The organism is Candidatus Paralachnospira sp. LCP21S3_A2 (genome assembly GCF_052118925.1).
Taxonomy (GTDB): Bacteria; Bacillota; Clostridia; order Lachnospirales; family Lachnospiraceae; genus Lientehia.
Genome location: NZ_JBQKGG010000008.1, coordinates 84,837 through 102,220 on the forward strand (window position 1 = coordinate 84,837; position 17,384 = coordinate 102,220).

Annotated in this window: 11 protein-coding genes; all 11 read right to left on the reverse strand. The window is 48.4% G+C overall.

Features of this window, described 5'->3' with window-relative positions:
* Positions 1 to 38 precede the first annotated feature (38 nt).
* The gene (locus ACTQ3K_RS07795; RefSeq protein ID WP_441566883.1) at positions 39 to 9,842 is read right to left on the reverse strand and encodes a Spy0128 family protein; all 9,804 of its coding nucleotides are present in this window, start codon (positions 9,840 to 9,842) and stop codon (positions 39 to 41) included.
* Positions 9,843 to 10,708: 866 nt separating this feature from the next.
* Positions 10,709 to 11,602: a phosphatidylserine decarboxylase gene (locus ACTQ3K_RS07800; RefSeq protein ID WP_441566881.1), complete on the reverse strand. Its 894-nt coding sequence runs from the start codon at positions 11,600 to 11,602 to the stop codon at positions 10,709 to 10,711.
* 75 nt (positions 11,603 to 11,677) lie between these two features.
* Positions 11,678 to 12,298, reverse strand: a complete 621-nt coding sequence (locus ACTQ3K_RS07805; protein WP_441566879.1) for a CDP-alcohol phosphatidyltransferase family protein — start codon at positions 12,296 to 12,298, stop codon at positions 11,678 to 11,680.
* Positions 12,282 to 13,340 carry a lysylphosphatidylglycerol synthase transmembrane domain-containing protein gene (locus ACTQ3K_RS07810; protein ID WP_441566877.1) on the reverse strand — a complete coding sequence of 353 codons (1,059 nt, stop codon included), beginning with the start codon at positions 13,338 to 13,340 and terminating at the stop codon, positions 12,282 to 12,284. The genes ACTQ3K_RS07805 and ACTQ3K_RS07810 overlap by 17 nt, the downstream gene beginning before the upstream one ends.
* Positions 13,330 to 14,037: a phosphatase PAP2 family protein gene (locus ACTQ3K_RS07815; protein ID WP_441566875.1), complete on the reverse strand. Its 708-nt coding sequence runs from the start codon at positions 14,035 to 14,037 to the stop codon at positions 13,330 to 13,332. The genes ACTQ3K_RS07810 and ACTQ3K_RS07815 overlap by 11 nt, the downstream gene beginning before the upstream one ends.
* Positions 14,038 to 14,308: 271 nt before the next feature.
* On the reverse strand, positions 14,309 to 14,695 hold the full coding sequence (locus ACTQ3K_RS07820; RefSeq protein ID WP_441566873.1) for a YccF domain-containing protein: 387 nt from the start codon (positions 14,693 to 14,695) through the stop codon (positions 14,309 to 14,311).
* Positions 14,692 to 15,186, reverse strand: a complete 495-nt coding sequence (locus ACTQ3K_RS07825) for a YaiI/YqxD family protein (RefSeq protein ID WP_441566871.1) — start codon at positions 15,184 to 15,186, stop codon at positions 14,692 to 14,694. The genes ACTQ3K_RS07820 and ACTQ3K_RS07825 overlap by 4 nt, the downstream gene beginning before the upstream one ends.
* A gap of 163 nt (positions 15,187 to 15,349) precedes the next feature.
* Positions 15,350 to 15,562: a transposase gene (locus ACTQ3K_RS07830; RefSeq protein WP_441566869.1), complete on the reverse strand. Its 213-nt coding sequence runs from the start codon at positions 15,560 to 15,562 to the stop codon at positions 15,350 to 15,352.
* Positions 15,563 to 15,788: 226 nt separating this feature from the next.
* The gene (locus ACTQ3K_RS07835) at positions 15,789 to 16,088 is read right to left on the reverse strand and encodes a type II toxin-antitoxin system RelE/ParE family toxin (RefSeq protein ID WP_441566867.1); all 300 of its coding nucleotides are present in this window, start codon (positions 16,086 to 16,088) and stop codon (positions 15,789 to 15,791) included.
* Position 16,089: 1 nt separating this feature from the next.
* Positions 16,090 to 16,338, reverse strand: a complete 249-nt coding sequence (locus tag ACTQ3K_RS07840) for a type II toxin-antitoxin system prevent-host-death family antitoxin (RefSeq protein WP_021905858.1) — start codon at positions 16,336 to 16,338, stop codon at positions 16,090 to 16,092.
* 480 nt (positions 16,339 to 16,818) lie between these two features.
* Positions 16,819 to 17,384 (reverse strand): ATP-binding protein (locus ACTQ3K_RS07845; RefSeq protein WP_441578593.1); only part of this gene is annotated, 566 nt, incomplete at its 5' end.

Consider the following 17,384-nt stretch of genomic DNA (forward strand, 5'->3'; position numbering starts at 1 on the left):
GCTTAACTATTTCTATTTTTTTATACTTCTATGAAAGCTTATGAGTCCTTCTTCCTCCGGGCACTGAACCAGGCTCCGAGCATGGCCACGCCGCTTCCTGCTAACAGAAGCAGGAATTTCAGGAAGGAGGTTTCATCACCGGTCGCCGGTGCGGTTGTCACAGGCGTCGGCTTTGCGGGCGTCGGCTTACTCGGTGTCTGAGGCGTAACCGGCGGCTTGGGAGTCGGCTCCTTAGGCGGTTCTGCCGGTGTGTAGGTATTATGGAACTCCAGTGCCTGATGCTCCGATACCTCTGCCGTCAAATAGCCCTCGCCGTCATCGGAAACCGTCACGGTAAACGTATGCTCAGCCGTATCGTAGGTGATCCGGTCCTGTCCGTCGTTGACCTCGGTCAGCGTATAGGTGTGAGTCTCCTGCACGCCGGTTCCGTCCTGGTCATCGAAATGGAAGGTAAAGAGTATCCGTCCGTCTGCATCATTGACTGCAGTTACCGTATTCCCCTGTTCGTCGGTCAGAACGAAGGTAAATTCTCCATCCTTTAGGATCCGTCCCGCAAGGAACTTGTTTGCTGTGATGGTAAGATCCACTCCCTTACCTTCATTGGAAACATAGCTGTTCTTAAATTCCACCTGCTCCCTGGTAAGCTCTGTTACACCATCCTCGGCAAAGTACTGAATATGCTCTGTATCAAAGGTCAGAGTTCCTTCTCCGTCATCAACCAACGGCACCTTCACCTTGTAAACGGTGGGGTCATAGGTCACGCCGCCGCGGTTTCCTGCCGCTTCGCGGATGGTATACCAGCGGATCATGAGACCGTTCATGGTTTCGGCAAGAGCTGCCTCTTCCTCTGTAACCACTCTCATGGGAGGCGCTCCGGCTGCCTGCGCAATGGCCATGTGACCGGACAGCTCAGAAGCACTCTTATTTTCTGATACAGCTTCTTCCTTCTTTCCTTCCGCTTTATTCTCTTTAGCCGGCTCAATTTCAGCCGCTTTGTCCGCTTCGAGGTCAGCCTGAGCGGCTGCTTCTCCCTTCAGCTCCTCTGCTCCGTTTTCAGGTTCCGGTGTTTCTCCCTTCAGAGCCTCTGCTCCGTTTTCGGGCTCCGGTGCTTCTCCCTTCAGAGCCTCTGCTCCGTTTTCGGGCTCCGGTGCTTCTCCCTTCAGAGCTCCAGCCCCGTTTTCGGGCTCCGATGTTTTTTCAGCTTCCGGACTCTCGACCGCATCTTCGGTCTTCGCCGGAGCGTTTCCGCTGTCCGATCCGTTCGTTTCGGCTCCGGTCCCGGCTCCAGTCTCCGGAACCTTTTCGTTTTCAGCTTCTGTCTCTGCCTTCTGAAGCGCCTCCAGCTGTGTCCTCAGCAGCGTATACTGCTCCTGTACGGCATTGAGACCGATTCCGTTAAAGCGTACGCTTCCGTCTGCACCGTTTTCTGCTGTTCCGACGATCTGTCCGTTTTCATCCTCGATGGTGAAGAAGAATTCTCCCTCCTCCATCTGCCGTCCGGTCAGGGACTTTTTCACTTCCAGATCAAAGGTATCGGTCTCCGGCTGATCGGCATGATAATCATTGGTAAATACCGCTGCATCCACTGCCTGCCACTGATTCTCTGTCAGCTTTTCGTAAACCGGTTCGGACGCTGCCAGCGTACCATCCTTCTGATCCGATACGGTCACCGTTACGCGGTAAAGAGCCTTGTCATATACATAACCGCCCTGTCCGCTGTCCACCTCGCTCATATACCAGGTATAGGTTCCCACCTGTGAAAGTCGGATTTCCGGGAACTCGATGGTTCCATCCGCCCGGTTCTTCGCCGAGGTCACAAGACTGGCCGCCGTGCAGGCCTGATCCTGATAAACATTAAAGGTAAACTGTCCGTCTGAAAGGACTTTTTCGGTTCCCTGACTGGTAGTCAGATTCTTGCTTCCGTGGAGCACAACTGCTGCCGGAGTATCTGCATGGTACGTATTCACAAATGCCGCCGCTGCAGTTTCCCGACTGTGAACCGTTCCGGTCTTTACGGTCTCATCTGCCGTATATCCGTCGGCTGCCGCCTCGTTCACGGTGTACTGGGAGCCTGCCGGAATATTCCTGATCGTCAGGCTTTCCCCATGCTTCAGCATGATCGTATCTCCGGAATGAAGCATCCGGTTGTCATTGGTCGGATATCCGTCTGTCAGCTCGTCTCCGTTTTCATCGGTCAGCCGAATGGTAAAGTCGAATACCCGCTCCGTATCGATTGCCGCCTCAGTTCCGTCTGTGTTTTTCAGTGTTGTCTCTATTTCCTTGGTGATCGTCAGATCTCCAAGCTGCGTGATCTCAGTCGGAACCACGTTGGTCTGATGGTCATCGACAAAAGCGGTATTTTCCACCAGCTCCGCTGCATCCGCATTGATCTGTGCACGGAAGGTCAGCTTCACAGCTGCCTCTTCCGGAATGGCACTCAGGTTCCAGGTAAGCGTCTGTCCCGATACCTCCGGTTCCGCTTCGGTTTCAGTTCCGCCGTTAAAGCTTACCCGGGCAGAATCGGTCACATAGGACAGTCCCTCCGGAAGCAGATCCTTCACAACGGCTGCCGCCTCTGCACCCTTGGTATTTTTGAACATGATCTGATAGGTCAGCTCATCTCCCGGCTTATGCTTGCCTTCTGCGGTAATATCCCACTTTCCGGGCACTTCATTGCTGGTCATGTTGGTCTGTCTGGGATCGCGCTCCCCGACCTTGACCTCTGCCTGATTGTTGATCGGTGCACCTGCCGCACCCTCCAGAACCTTCACCTGAAAGCTTACGGTTCCTTCTGCTCCCGGATCCTGATTTTCAAGGGTCCATGTGATCGTTCCATCTGCATAGCTTCCGCCGTTGTCAACGGAGCCCTCCACCAGCTCGGTATTGGCCGGGATCTGATCCGTGATCACCACAGTCGCAGGCGCATAGTTTCCTTTTCCATCTGTTTCATAATTCTTCCACCGGATCTCGTAGGTCAGGATTTCTCCCACACCCACCAGGGTTCCGTTGACGGACATCTTTGTTCCGTCTGTTTCCTTCGTCACGTCCTTTAACGGCTGATCTCCGTCCGGATCATAGACGTTTGTAAAATCTGCACCGGATACGCTCTCGCCGTTCTTCGTCATCACGGCTTCTGCCTTCAGGCTTCCGCTTCCGTCATCGGTCACCGTTACGGTTACGAGATAAACACTCTTATCCCAGGTGATTCCGGCATTTCCGGTTTCCATTTCCTCGATCCGGTAACGGTAGCTTCCCGGCTCCGTATACGTGATGGATCCAAATGAACCATTGGGTGCTGCCTTCGTAAGGGTCAGCGTATCCGACTCCGGCATGGGAATCTCGATGCCATCCGGGCCATCGGTTCCGGTCAGTTTAAACTGGAATGCTTCCTCATCTTCCCATGCACGGCCGGTCAGGGTTTTGGATACCTTTAAGTTGGTTTCGCCGTCCAGCGTCACCGATCCGGCCTTGTAGATGTTGGTGAAGACCACGGTATGATCCACAGCCTCATACGGTGCCAGCTCTCCGCCTTCAGTAACTGTCGCATATACTGCCGATGCTTCCAGTGTGCCGTCACCCTTGTCTGTTACCGTTACCACCACCTGATACTTCGTTGTATCATAGGTGATTCCGCCGATAGCTCCGGCTGCTTCTGTGATCTCATACACATATGTTCCGACTGCATCAAAGTTCACAGAGGTACCGATCTGACCCTTATGATCTGCCTGTCCGGCTCCGATCACCACCGTTTTCTCATCAGGCAGCGGTGCATTTCCTATGCCGCTGAGCGTAAAGGTAAACTGGTCGCTGTCTTTCCAGCTGCGTCCTTCCAGAAGCTTCTGTACCTTAAACAGCTCACTGGTATTCTTTGTCAGAGTTTCCGTTCTGTAGGTATTGACAAACATTACGGTATCCGCTGTATTTCCCTGTACCGTTCCGGTCTTTACGGTCTCATCTGCCGTATATCCGGCAGCCGCATCCTCTGTAACCGTATAGCGGGTGCCCTCCGGAATTCCAAGGATCGTCAGGCTCTCGCCGTGCTTCAGCGTGATGGAATCCCCGGATTTCACTGTCCGTCCGCCGGAGATGGGGAATTCCTCTGTCAGCTCATGATTCTCGCTGTCCCAGAAGCTGATCCGGAATGTAAATTCCTTATCGGCATCGATGGCCGCTGCGGTTCCGTCTACATTGGTCAGGGTTGTCTGTACTTCCTTGGAAATCGTCAGACTTCCAAGCTGCGTAACCGTAGTGGGAACGACATTCGTCTGATACTCATTCACAAAGGCCCGGTTCCGGATCTGTGCCGGAGCACCGTCCTCGATCTTTGCCTGGAAAATTACCGTCACTTCCGCGTTCTCCGAAAGTCCTGTGAGATTCCAGGTCAGCGTCTGTCCGGACAGTACAGGCTCTGTCTGAGCTCCGCTGCCGCCATTGATCTGTACTTTCGCGCTTCCGGTCACATAGCTCAGTCCATCGGGAAGGATATCCTTAACAACTGCTTCCGCGTCTTCCCCCTCCGTATTGTGGAACCGGATCTGATACGTCAGCAAATCCCCGGGCCGGTATTCCTGCTGATCTGTCACCGCAGCCACCGACTTTTCCGGTACATAGTTGGTGATCGTGTTGGTCACCTTCGGATCATGATCTCCGATCGTTACCGATGCCTGATTGGTGATCGGTGATACGGCTGCCGCACTTTCCAGAACTCTCACCTGGAAAGAAACCGTTCCCGATGCCCCTGCCGCCTGGTTCTTTAACGTCCAGGTGATCATACCGTTTTCATTTACGCCGCCGTTGCTGAGGCTGCCGGAAACCAGTGCAGTTCCTGCCGGAATCTGATCCGTGATCACCACATCTGCCGGAGCATAAGCTCCTGTTTCGTCCATGGCAGTATTCTTCCACTGGATCTCATAGGTCAGGATATCACCAACGCCCACCATAGCTCCGTCAATCAGCGTCTTTGTTCCGTTTTCTTCTTTTGAAACCGTTTTGACCGGCTGATCGGTGCTGTCATCGTATCCATTGGTAAAGACCGCAGTCTTTCCGCCGATCTCCGTTCCGTCCTTCCGCATAACTGCCTGAGCCTTTAAGGTTCCGCTTCCGTCATCGGTCACGGTTACCGTTATGGTATAGACACTCTTATCCCAGGAGGTTATCGCATTTCCGGTTTCCTGCTCTGAAATGGTATATACATACGTTCCGGGCGTCTGATAGGAGATATCTCCAAAGCTTCCACTCTGGTCTGCCTTGGTCAGCTCCAGGATCGCTTTTCCGTTTTGCGCACCTGCCGGCATGGGAATCACAGCGTTTTCTTCATCAGCCGTTGTACTGATTGCCGCCAGTTCAAACCGGAAGGTCTCATTCTCGCCCCAGTCACGACCGGTCAGAATCTTTTCTGCCTTCAGATTTTCCTCACCGCTCAGCGTAACCGATCCGGCCCGATAGGTATTTGTAAAGACTACCGTGCTGGCTGTTTCCGGCGTATAAGGAGTTTCCTCTCCGTTCTCACCGACAACGAAATAGCCAGGGGCTGCCGATAAGGTTCCGTCGCCGTTGTCAGTCACTTCAACAGCCACCTTATATTTGGTTCTGTCGTAGGTGATCCCGCCAATGCTTCCGGTCTGCTCCGTAATATAGTAAACATAGGTTCCGGCCGCGTCATAGATCACCGTGTCACCAATCTGTACTGATTGTCCGGACTGATACTCGTTGATCCACACCATGTCTCGGTCCGGCATCGGCGCTCCGTCCTCACCGGTCAGGATAAACTGGAAGGAGTCAGTATCTTTCCATTCTCTTCCGGACAGGACCTTCTGTACCTTAAACAGCGTATTCGTATTTTCAGCCAGCGGTGTGGTGGCATATGTATTCCGGAACATCGGCTTTTCTTCTGCTCCGTCATAGAGAACTGCTGCCTCCAGCTCGTTTGTTCCTGCCTTCAGGGTTACCTGAACCGTTACATTTACCGTTCTGGGATCCTTTGTGATCCCGCCGAGCTCTGTGTCATTTTCAGTGATCGTATACTGATAAGCTCCGACTTTGTGATAGGTGATCGGGCCGAAGAATGCCTGGATCGGATCGTTTCCGCCTGCACTTCCGCGAACCACAGCGGTTTCTCCGCCCTCGGCCGGCATCGGTGCGTTATCCTTTGCGGTCAGAGTAAAGGTGAATTCATCAGTTTCCTTCCATTCCCGTCCGGTCAAAGTCTTGGTTACACCGAGTGCTGTATCACCCTCCAGCGTGGCCGGAACGGTCTCCAGTTCGTTTTGGAAAATCACATTTCCGTACTCACCGCCCATGGACACCCAGTTTCCGTCTGCATCCTGCTTCAGATACGTAATCGTGGATTTCACGATCACGGTCTGCGATTCTTCTCCGGAAACCTCTTTGCCGATTACCACCTTTGCCCGGTAAACCTGACTGCTGTACTGCATGCCGGGTACCTTATCGGCATCGGCGGGCACGGCTTCTTTCATCTCATAAAAATACGTATTTCCGATATCGTTCTCATCAAACGTGATCTCACGGAATACGATATCTCCATCTTCCAGATTCGATGCCGTAACAATGCGGTTTCCATTCTCATCCTCCGGCATGGGGATCTCCGTCTGATCAATTGCTGTCCCATCCGCCTTCTGTCCGGAGACAGCCGATACCTCAAAGGTAAACTGTCCGGCCTCCAGCTTTGTCGCATCGGAGGGATCGCGGTACACTTTCTTTGCTTTCAGGTTGACCGATTCTTCCACCGCATCAAATACATTGTTGAATTTCGGAATTCCGTCTGCTTCATCTACCAGACTGTCATTTCCGGGCTGCACCAGTGCAATCGTCTTCGATGCACAATACAGATGCCCTTCCCCGTCGTCGGCAACCGTAACGGTCACACGGAACACGGCCGTTGAATAGACGTAGCCTGGTATCTTTCCGGTGCTTTCCGGAATATACTCAAGGATATCATATTCGTATACACCTGGCTTTGTAAACGTAATCGTTCCAAAGCTGACAGGCGCACTGCTGTTTACCGTTGTTTCCACATAACGGTAAGCGGTTCCATTCGCCTGGGACTCCAGTGTATACACCTCGGCATCGTCCGGCAGAGGATTCGCTTCATTCAACGCAAGCAGACGGAACGTAAAGGAAAGTCCATCCTCCCAGTCTGCATGTACTAACGCCTTCTTTGCCCGGAATACATCCTCTGTATCAGCAGGATCTCCCGGTGTCACATAAGGCTCCGGATCATAGGTATTGGTAACAACTGCCTCCGGTGCTTCCTCATCAACCTTTCCGGCTTCGATGGTTCCTGTCCCGTTTGTTATTTCCTTTAACTGGTATGCATCGGGAACCACCGGCTCACTGATCTGATACTTCGTTCCGGCCGGAAGATTTCGGATCTTTGCCGTTTCACCGGCCTTTAACGTGATCGTTCCGCCGCTGCTGATGGTTTTCGTCTCAGCACTTTCTGCTGCCGCAGAATTACTGCCTGCTCCCTCCTCGGCATCGCCGTTTTCTCCTGTTTCGGACTTTCTGCTGATGGTATATTCATAATTCCTGGAATCAGAAAACTCCGTTCCCTCAGGATCATAGAAGTTCACGACAATCGAAAACTCCGTCTCTGTATTGGGATTCATTCCTGTCTCTGCTTCCACATTTTTGGTGATCTGCAGGTCTCCTGCCGCTGCAAATCCAAGCCGGCCATTATTGCCCAGGAACAGATGCGCGATGCCGTCCTCAATCTGCCATTCAAAATTGATTCGCATTCCCGCAGTATCGGTTGTATTCTCATCCTTTCCACCGAGCTGATTATCCAGCGCCCGCGGCATACTGCCCTTCAGTGTTCCCTTCTTAACATACAGATTTCCGTCTGCATCATTTCCAATCACCGAGGTATCATTGCCCTCGTTCAGCTGAAATCTGATCGATCCATTCACCAGAATGTCCGCATTGGGATCATCATCCAGAAGCTTGTTATCATAATAAGACCATTTGTAATAATAGGTCTTTCCAAACTCCACCGCTCCCGATGCCGGTGTCGTACAACTCTGATCGATATAAAGCGGCGTATCCTCTGTATAATAATAGAAGGAGTTCGTGGTCGCCGGCGAGAAGGTTACCTCCGTATCGCCGTTGATTCTTCCATTTTCGTCGCTTCCCTTCGTTCCGGTAAAGAGATTGGAATACAGATAAAACATTCCGTTTTCATCCGTATGCTCTGCCACATATGTTTTCAGTGCCTGCTTCTGGGTTTCGTTCAGCGCATCGATCCCGATGGGATTTCCCTGCTCGATGGCCTCCCGCACGCCGTCCTGAAGCTGTACCGAATAGAACACGTTAATGGGATCCGTATCGGTAATCGTTAACGTGGTCTTTTCTGCCTTGTCAGTTTTTACTTCATACGACCATAACGGCAGCATGGTGGCAGGGATCTTTACTTCTACCAGATCTCCGGAGCCGTCCTGCTTCTTCGTGACCGTGATCAGAATGTTCCGAAGATCCACGTCGGCATAAATGGAGTTGGCCGGCTGCTTCGCCTCCTCCGTAAAGGTATAACGATACCGAACATTCCCGTTGGCCAGCGTTTCCGCTTCGCCTTTTTCATGTACTTTGTAAATATGATCGCCATAAGCTACCGCATTGAAATCGGCAACCTCCATAAAGGCGCCCAGCTCATCCCTAAAGGTCACATAACCGCTCTGGGACGGGTTATCACCCCCGATCTCCGTCGGTGCATACGCAGTTACCGTGATCTTGGTGAAAATATCCTCAAAGTTCTTCATCAGTCCTTCTGCATTCTCAGATTTCAGATAATACTCCGAACCGGCCACACGGGTTCCAAGAGTAATTTTAGGATCTGTCAAATAGCTCCCGGTGGACACGCTGGGAGTCAGATAATTACTGGAAACCGCATGCATGAACTGATTTTCCTTTTTACTCGTATCGGACGTATCTGCTCCGCTGAAAATACCAATGGTATAAACCGTGGTCCCGGAGGCCTTCATACGATTTGCCGATTCAACCGCTCCCTTGGCAACACTGTAATCAAACGAACTGAATGACGAAGGCGCACCGTCCGTAAAGAAGATCACAACCTTATGTGCGTCTTTACGGGCACTACTGTCCATTTCCGTTTCTGCAAGACTCATGCCATAGTCTGCGCGGGTCATGCCTGCGGCACGCAGTCCGCTGACGCTTCTTTTTAATTTGTCTGCACCATTGGTATCACAGACCGTAAAACTGTTCAGCACCTTCGACGGCTGGATTCTGTTTCCGTCTTCATAGTATTCAGAATCTTTCTTTTTTCCGGCAAACTGTACCAGTGATATCCGGCTCTTCTGACTGTCGTCGGTAATTGCCTCGCTTTTATTCCGTTCTTCTACCAGATCGATAAAGGCATTCACCGAATTTTTTAACGCGGTCAGTCTCTTCGTCGAGTCATTTCTGCCAAACGGATCATCCATACTTCCTGATACATCCAGTACCATGATAATATCCAGCGGTACCGGTGTTTCTGATTCCATTGGCTGAGTCGAGGACAGTGCCGACAGTGCCACCAGAAAATCGGCGGCTTCGCTCTTTTCAACGGTCAGCTTTGTATGATTCCCATATGTTATGGAATCGGAGCTGACCGACTTGTCCGCCCAGATTCTTCCCATCGTAGCGGTATTTTTCCCCTGGGTCCAGATCCATTTATCAATGGTGACCGGATCTGCCACTGTCTGTGAGGTACTGCTCCCGGTATCCCCGTTTTCAGCCGCATAGATTCCGAAGCCCGGCTGCAAAAGCAGAGAAACCGTCATGATAACTGTAAGAAGCACGGACCATAGTTTTTTCCACTTACTCTTCATACCATCATTCCTTTCCTTTTTTTATAAAAGCTGTTTCGTTTTGTGTCAGTCCCTCTCTGACACCGCCAGTCCGCCCTTCTGGCCTATATGTATTCAACGACGTTCCAGAACCCTTCTCTTTTCCCTCCCTCCGAGATGGTTTTTCGCCGGAAAACAAACAAAAAAGAACTATTGCCTCCCATCCACAAGAAAAAATAAACTGTCACACAATTCTTTATCTTATGTGCCCAGATTTTCTTTTCCCTGGAATCAGGATCAATAGCCCCCCCTTATGGTAAATATAATATCATATATTTCCTGTTTTTTCAAGTATTTTGGAACATTTTTCCATATCAAAGATCTGTCAATGCCTGTATCAGCTCCCTTGTTACTGTTTCTTTTGTACCCCCCCCGATATTTTTTTTGAATTTAATTGTACAATTCGCGCAATTTCATGTTTATTCGTTAATTTTCTTCTTAAATCGTTCAATTTCAGTGTTTCCGCTTACCGCTTGTGCGGATTTTTGACCGCTTGTGCAGATTCCCTTGTTTTTTCTCTTCCAACCTTTTATGATAAATGCATACACAGAGAATTTTGAAAGCGAAGCTCACAGGAACAGATCCCCGGTCTATACTCCCGCCCAGTTATAGCCTGCTGTTTTGATGATTCTCCGTTTTTGCTCTGTATCGCTTCTTCACAGACGAAAGATTTTCCGGTCTATTGTCCCCTTTTATGGCCTGTATCCAGCCTGTGAAGAAGCATTTATCCAACTATTATTTATCTAAATATTTTTACAGCCAGCTTCATTTTTTGAAACAGCCTATTTTTCTCGGTGCAGCGGTTTCGTCTGCCGGTATTTCCTGGTATTTTGGAAATTCGGCAGTTTTTAACGTGCTCCGGGAATTTTTTTACTCCTTCCCAGCGATTCTCCCTGCTTTACCAGGGTTTCCATCTGCTCTGCCGAATGAACAAGCAGCGTCTGATCCGGCTCCACAACCCCCGGCTGCGTCATGACGATGATCGTTGATCCGCCAAATTCAAACCGTCCCTTTTCTGCTCCGCGTGTCACCTTCTGTTTTCCCGGATCGTTATTACAGATCCGTCCGACCATTAAAGCTCCCACCTCCATTAAAACCAGCGTTCCGAACTGCTTTGTCTTTAACAGACAATATTCCCGGCTGTTCATTTTATAGATCGGATAACAGTCATTTGCCACCGGATTCACCGTATGAAGCACACCAGGAAGGATTCTCTGTTCTGACTTCACGCCATCTGCCGGATAACAGTAGCGATGATAATCGTCCACTGTCAGACGGATCACATAAATCCAGCCGCCCTGATAGCGTTTTGCCAGCATCCGGTCTCCCAGAAGCTGTTCTGCCGTATAGCGGGTATGCTTGATCAGGAAACGCCCGTTTTTTCGGATCGGATAAACACTTACCTTTCCATCGCCGGGGCTGATGAGCACCTGTCTGTCCGGATCTGCCGGACGAAGCTCCGGCCGGATCTTTCTCGTAAAAAACTCATTATAAGAAGAAAAGGTCTGCTTTTCATAGAGACTCAGATCAATCCCGTTTTTCTTCACAAAGGAATCCACAAAGATCCGGGAAATCCCCGAATCGAGAAATGCCCCGCCAAGGCGGGACACCACAGGTGACACCAGCGGACGAAGAAGTATTCTTGTCAGCCGATGCCCGTATAAAAATTCCAACAGCCGATCCTGACCGGTCGTTCCGTTTTTTCTCTTTCCGTTCCGGTCCGCATACCAGATCTCTGCCATATGAAATCCTCCTCTTATTCTCCGAAAGCCGGACAGCCTTCGTTTTGCCCGGTTCCTCCCGCTGCGATTGGTTTTCTACCAGATATGCAGAATATGTAAAACTGCCGCTGCCACAACAATAACCAGACCGCTGATCACTAAATTTCCAGGTTTCTTCAGTTTAAAATTTGTGATAAACAAAAGCCCCACGATCAGCACCAGCGCATGAAGGCTCAGCATAAATTCCCGTTTTCCTAAAAGCGGCCGGAACACCACCAGAAGCGGCAGCGCAATGGCCATGGACGTAATCGGAAGTCCCTGATAGCATTTCCGCTTTTCCTCCGTCTCATTCTGACGGATCTCCTCTGAAACGTTAAACCAGGCCAGACGGATCAGCCCCGCTGTCACGTAGAACAGCAGAATCAGGATCCCCGTCACACCCTTCATGCCCATACAGTAGCAGATCACTGCCGGACCAACGCCGAAGCACACAATATCCGACAGGGAATCAATCTGGATCCCGAATTTCTTTTCCACCTCAGTCCGGTTCTTTTTCGTCCGCGCAACCTTTCCGTCGAACATATCCAAAAGTCCCGAAACCGCCAGGCAGAGTACTGCCAGGTTCAGATGTCCATTGACAGAAAACAGGATTCCACCCACGGACACCATCAGACTCATATAAGTGAGTATCACCGTATAATCATAAACTCCTAACATACTTCTTTTCCACCCCTCCGTGTTTCTTTCTTCCTATCGTAAAATTCGCCACGATCGTCAGCAGTGCGCTGAGGATCAGCTCCGTATAATAGCCCAGTCCCCGGCTTAAAATCATGCCCGGCAAAAGAAGCTCGCTGCCAAAGACCGGCAGGAAAATGATCAGGAACAGCTGCTCGCTGATTCCCATTCCCCCCGGCAGCGGAAGCATATCCACCGCCACGGAGATGGTTCCCTGCAAAAGCATAATAACCGCCGCCGAATAGCCGGATAATCCAAATGCCTTATAGACAAACCAGGTTGCTGAAAACAGCGCAAACCGCTGGAATACCGTGATAGCAAAGGCCTTAACCAGAACCAGCTTATGATCCCGCAGATAAACCGCCGTTGCCCGGTACTGATCCATGGACGCACTGAGCTTTTCCAGTCTTGCCGGCTTCCGTTTCATGAGATGAAGCTTTTCCAGCAGCTTCATTCCACGCACCAGGATTTCTCTTGCCAGAACCGGATGGAACACCAGGATCAGCATAGATGTCACACAAAACACATTAAGCCCGGTTCCCAGGTAGAACACAAACTGCACATCTCCCAGATACTGATGAATAAAGCCCTGTCCGAAGATTATCAGAAGAATGCCGATCATTACCAGCACTAACTTATAGGTAATCGTCACGATCATCAGCACCAGTGTCGATACAGGGATCGGAATCTCCTCTTTCTTCATATAATAAATCTGTGCCGGCTGGCCACCCGATGCAGACGGTGTGATACAGCTGAAGAAAAAACCGATGGACGAAAACAGAAAGCAGGTCCACTTTTTCAGCCGGATTCCCAGGGTCCGCATCATGTAATGAATAATAATGGACTCGCCCCAGATAAAGATCATCACTCCGATCACTCCGGGGATCAGCCACACCAGATTCACCGTTTTTAACACCTCGATGGTCTCTTTCAGATCCTCGCCACGAAAGACGCCGTACAGCGTTGCCACAAATACCAGGATCAGAAAGACCACATTGAAAATCATTTTTTTCTTATTTCCCATGCTTCCTCTTTCCGAACAGTCTGCTCATCTTTCCCGCCAAAGATTCCACAACTCTTTCATAGATAAGATAACCTCCGGTATGTCTGCTGACAAACCAGGTAAGCTCTGCCGTGAGCACGCCGCCGATCACATCGATCAGCACATGCTGGCGCAGCGCCAGTGTTGATATAAACACCAGAACGGTAATCACCACGGAAACCATTTTATACCATTTCGGGACTCCTGTTCTTCCGCGAAGTCCGATGCAGCAGAACCAGCTTGCCATACAGTGGATCGACGGAAACAGATTGACCGGCTTATCCACCCGGTACAGAAATCGGACTGCTTCAACCCAAAATCCGCTTCCCGAAAGCTCCGGCCTGGTATTTGTCGTCGGAATCAGCACAAAGCAGACAAAACAGATCAGGCGCGAATACAGATCTGCCGTAAAAAACCGGTAACGATGCTCCTTTTCCTGCACCGCGATGATCAGGTAGTTGACCACCCAGAAAGCATAGCAGCCAAAATATACGATGATGAACGGCGGCAGAAACGGCACCAGCTCATCCAGTCTGCCGGACAGGTTATGAACTGGAATTCCCGTCCGAAGAAGCGGCGCTCCCCAGTATACCAAAGAATTTACCAGAAACGTAAAGGCCGGCGGCAGAAGAATCTCCAGCCAGGTCTTTAGACTTACCGTTTTCAGTTTGCTTCTCATTTCTTCTTTTCTCATAACCTCTATTTTACACACCGTTTCGAAAATGACAAGTTTTTTCCCGGTATCTTCATGATTTTCACCTGTTTTCTTAACACCTCCGACAGTTCCCGGCCTTCCGCCGTCTCTCCTGCAAACACAAAAGAACCCCCGGAAAAGCCTGTTGTACAGACCTTTCCGAGGTTTAGTCCGTGATTCAAACTGCTGTGTCTATTATAACAGAATACAGGGAAAAATCAATGAGGAAAAACGGAAGACTGTTTTCCCGAAACTTTCAAAAGTAAATTCCACCGTCCGCATGCCCTATCACACTTGCCCCGAATGGCATAAAAGAAAGTTTTGCCATCTTAAAAAATTGCTTTCCAAATGGAATTCCAATTATCGTAATACACCATACGAAACCAATTATCAGATTTCCGAGTGCCATTTCCCAGCCAAAGAACAGAATCCAGATTAAATTCACCAGAAATGAAAACATTCCATTTCCATACACAATTTCTTTTCCAAAAGGCCAGAATGCCAGTGATGCAAATTTAAAGCATTGCACTCCCACTGGGATTCCAACTATTGTAATACACCATATGCATCCTGCAAAAATCCATGCCAGTCCACCCAGCAATCCTCCAAATATAAACCAGAGAATGTTTCCCAAAGTTTTCATAACAGCATTTCTCCTGTCCCCATTTTTTTATTATTCATTTGAAGTTTCTCCTGAGCCATCAAAAGCATTTTTTCAAAAGACTGTGCAAATCTTTCATCGTCTTCCTCTGTCCGTCTTTTCGGTCCCTTAATATAATTCTTATGGGAACTTCTTCGAGCTTTTTTATTCAGATGACGTTCCATGAGCATCTGATCAATATTGTCATTCGTGTACCATTTCCCCGATTGATGAATGGCATAAGCACCTTTCCCCAGCGCCATTGCCGCAACACCGTAGTCCTGTGATACGACAATATCACCCTTACAACAGATACTGATCAGTTTATAATCTACCGCATCTGCTCCTGCACCGACAACAATAACTTCACTATAATCTGATGACAGGACATGATTCGTATCGCACAGTAATGTTACCGGAACCTTATGCTCTTTTGCAATTTTTTCAACAATACCGACTACTGGGCAGGCATCTGCATCAACAAATACTTGCATCTTTCTATCTCTCCTCTGAGCCATTATAAGAATAAACTCTGCTGCTCATATTCTGCTTCGCGCTTCAACTGAACTGGTATCTGATTCATTGGCTCCTGTAGTCATAATCACGATTGCTTTTTTAATACATCGAGCGCATCCTGAGCATCACGTAGTTCACGCTTTAAACGTGCAATTTCTTTTGCTTCATCAGAAGCATAGTTACAAAGCCACGGTTTTCAATATCTCCTGTTTCGCGCAGTTCTTTTTGCCAGCGAGATAAAGACTGCTGGCTGATTCCTAAGTTTAAAGCACAACCCTGCAGTCCTAAATCTCTGTAATCATGATAGTACTGGACTGCATCTATCTTGAATTGTTTATCATAGTGTTTTGCCATAATGAGATCCTCCTTCAGTGCGATACATATACAGTATCGCAAAATAAGTAATAAAAAATTCTCATTTTGACTTGTACTATTTATATTATAGCACCACCAGTCCAAATTTAAAAAAATTCAACTCACATCCTCACAAGGAGGATGACTAGAGATGTAAACTCTGTTATGTATGTGGAGACATTTCAACTCACATCCTCGCAAGGAGGATGACGGTGATATTGATTTATCACTCAAAAATTCTTGTAATATCTTGATACCGATTAACTACACGATAAATCTCTACATATTCTTTTCCTATTTTGTAAATAATCACATAATCTTCCCATATTGCATATTTATAGTCCGTCCGAAAGCTGACTCGTTTTGAAAGATCTGAACCCATTCCTGGAAACATCTGAAGGTTCTCAAATTTACCGTAAATTTCCTGTATGGTCTTTGCTGCATACTCTTCATTATCTTCAGCAATGTAATCCCGAATATTCTTAAGATCCCTCGCAACAATCGGATTGATCCGCAGTTTTAACATCTTATTCCCCCACAAGTGCTTTCAGTTCGTCCAGATCCAGCCAACCTTCGCCATCTTTCACTGCTTCTTCAGCTTCCTGCAACTTCAGGAGAAGCTTTTTCTCTGCACGATCACGCTCATAGTCTTCAATATCCATAACTACAAAACGTCCTCTGCCATTCTTTGTCAGATATACTGGTTCTCCTTTATGACAGTTCTTCAGAACTTCATTATAATTTCTCAAATCAGACACTGGTAAAATATTTGCCATATTCTTTCAGCTCCTTCCTTTGATTTTAAATTGTTTCTGTTACTTCTATTATACACAAAAAGCTGTAAAATTCAACGTAGATTTTTACAGCTTTAATTCAAATTACATTCGGTTATTTATAATGCAAAACACACAAATCTGGATATTCTTCACCATACCCTATAAATAGTCGATCTTAATCATCAATAAGTAAAATCGGTTGAATGTCCTCCTCATGCCTTTTCTACGTGTTCTTTCAATTTTCTTTTTAAATCCTTTGAAATCGGATATCTCCCAATTTTCTGTAATAGCTGTTCTTTGGTTTCACCTTTTCGATACAATTCTTTTACAACCGCAGAAAAAAATAGTATCTATTCCATATTGAGCTATACCTTCTGAAATAAGACCAATTATATGAATATTCTTGTGCGGCAGAGCCGCCTGTCCAGTGTAACGTGAGCCACCTGTCCAGACGGAGTGAGCCACAATAAATATGCGAGTTTACTCGCGTAATGCTTTATCCAAGCCATATACTTCTCGCATTGATCGATCATGTTCCGCATCAATGCTTGTGATATTTATTCGATAGCTGTCATGGGCAATACGATCAATGATTGCATCTGCAAGAGGACTGTCATCACCACCAAGCTGATCATACCATTCTTCGAATTCATACTGAGAGCAGAAAATCGTAGATGATTTCTTGCGTCTTCGATGAAGGAGTTCAAAGATATCCTTCTGCTCGGCTTCCGTTGGTTTTAGAAGAAGCCATTCATCAAGAATGAGAACCAACGGGTTAGCGTATTTAACCATGACCTTTCGATAGTTACCTTCTGTCCTTGCGATTTCCAGATCAATGAGCAGATCCGGAAGTCGGACATACTTGGTGTTGTAATACCGCTTGCATGCCTCCATGCCAAAGGCACAGGCCATGTAAGTCTTACCACAGCCTGTAACACCGGTAATAAAAAGGTTCCGGTGTTCAGATATATACTCACAAGTTGCAAGCCGGTTAATAAGAGCCTTGTTGAGTTTGCGACCGGAAGTGTAGTTGATATCCATGATAT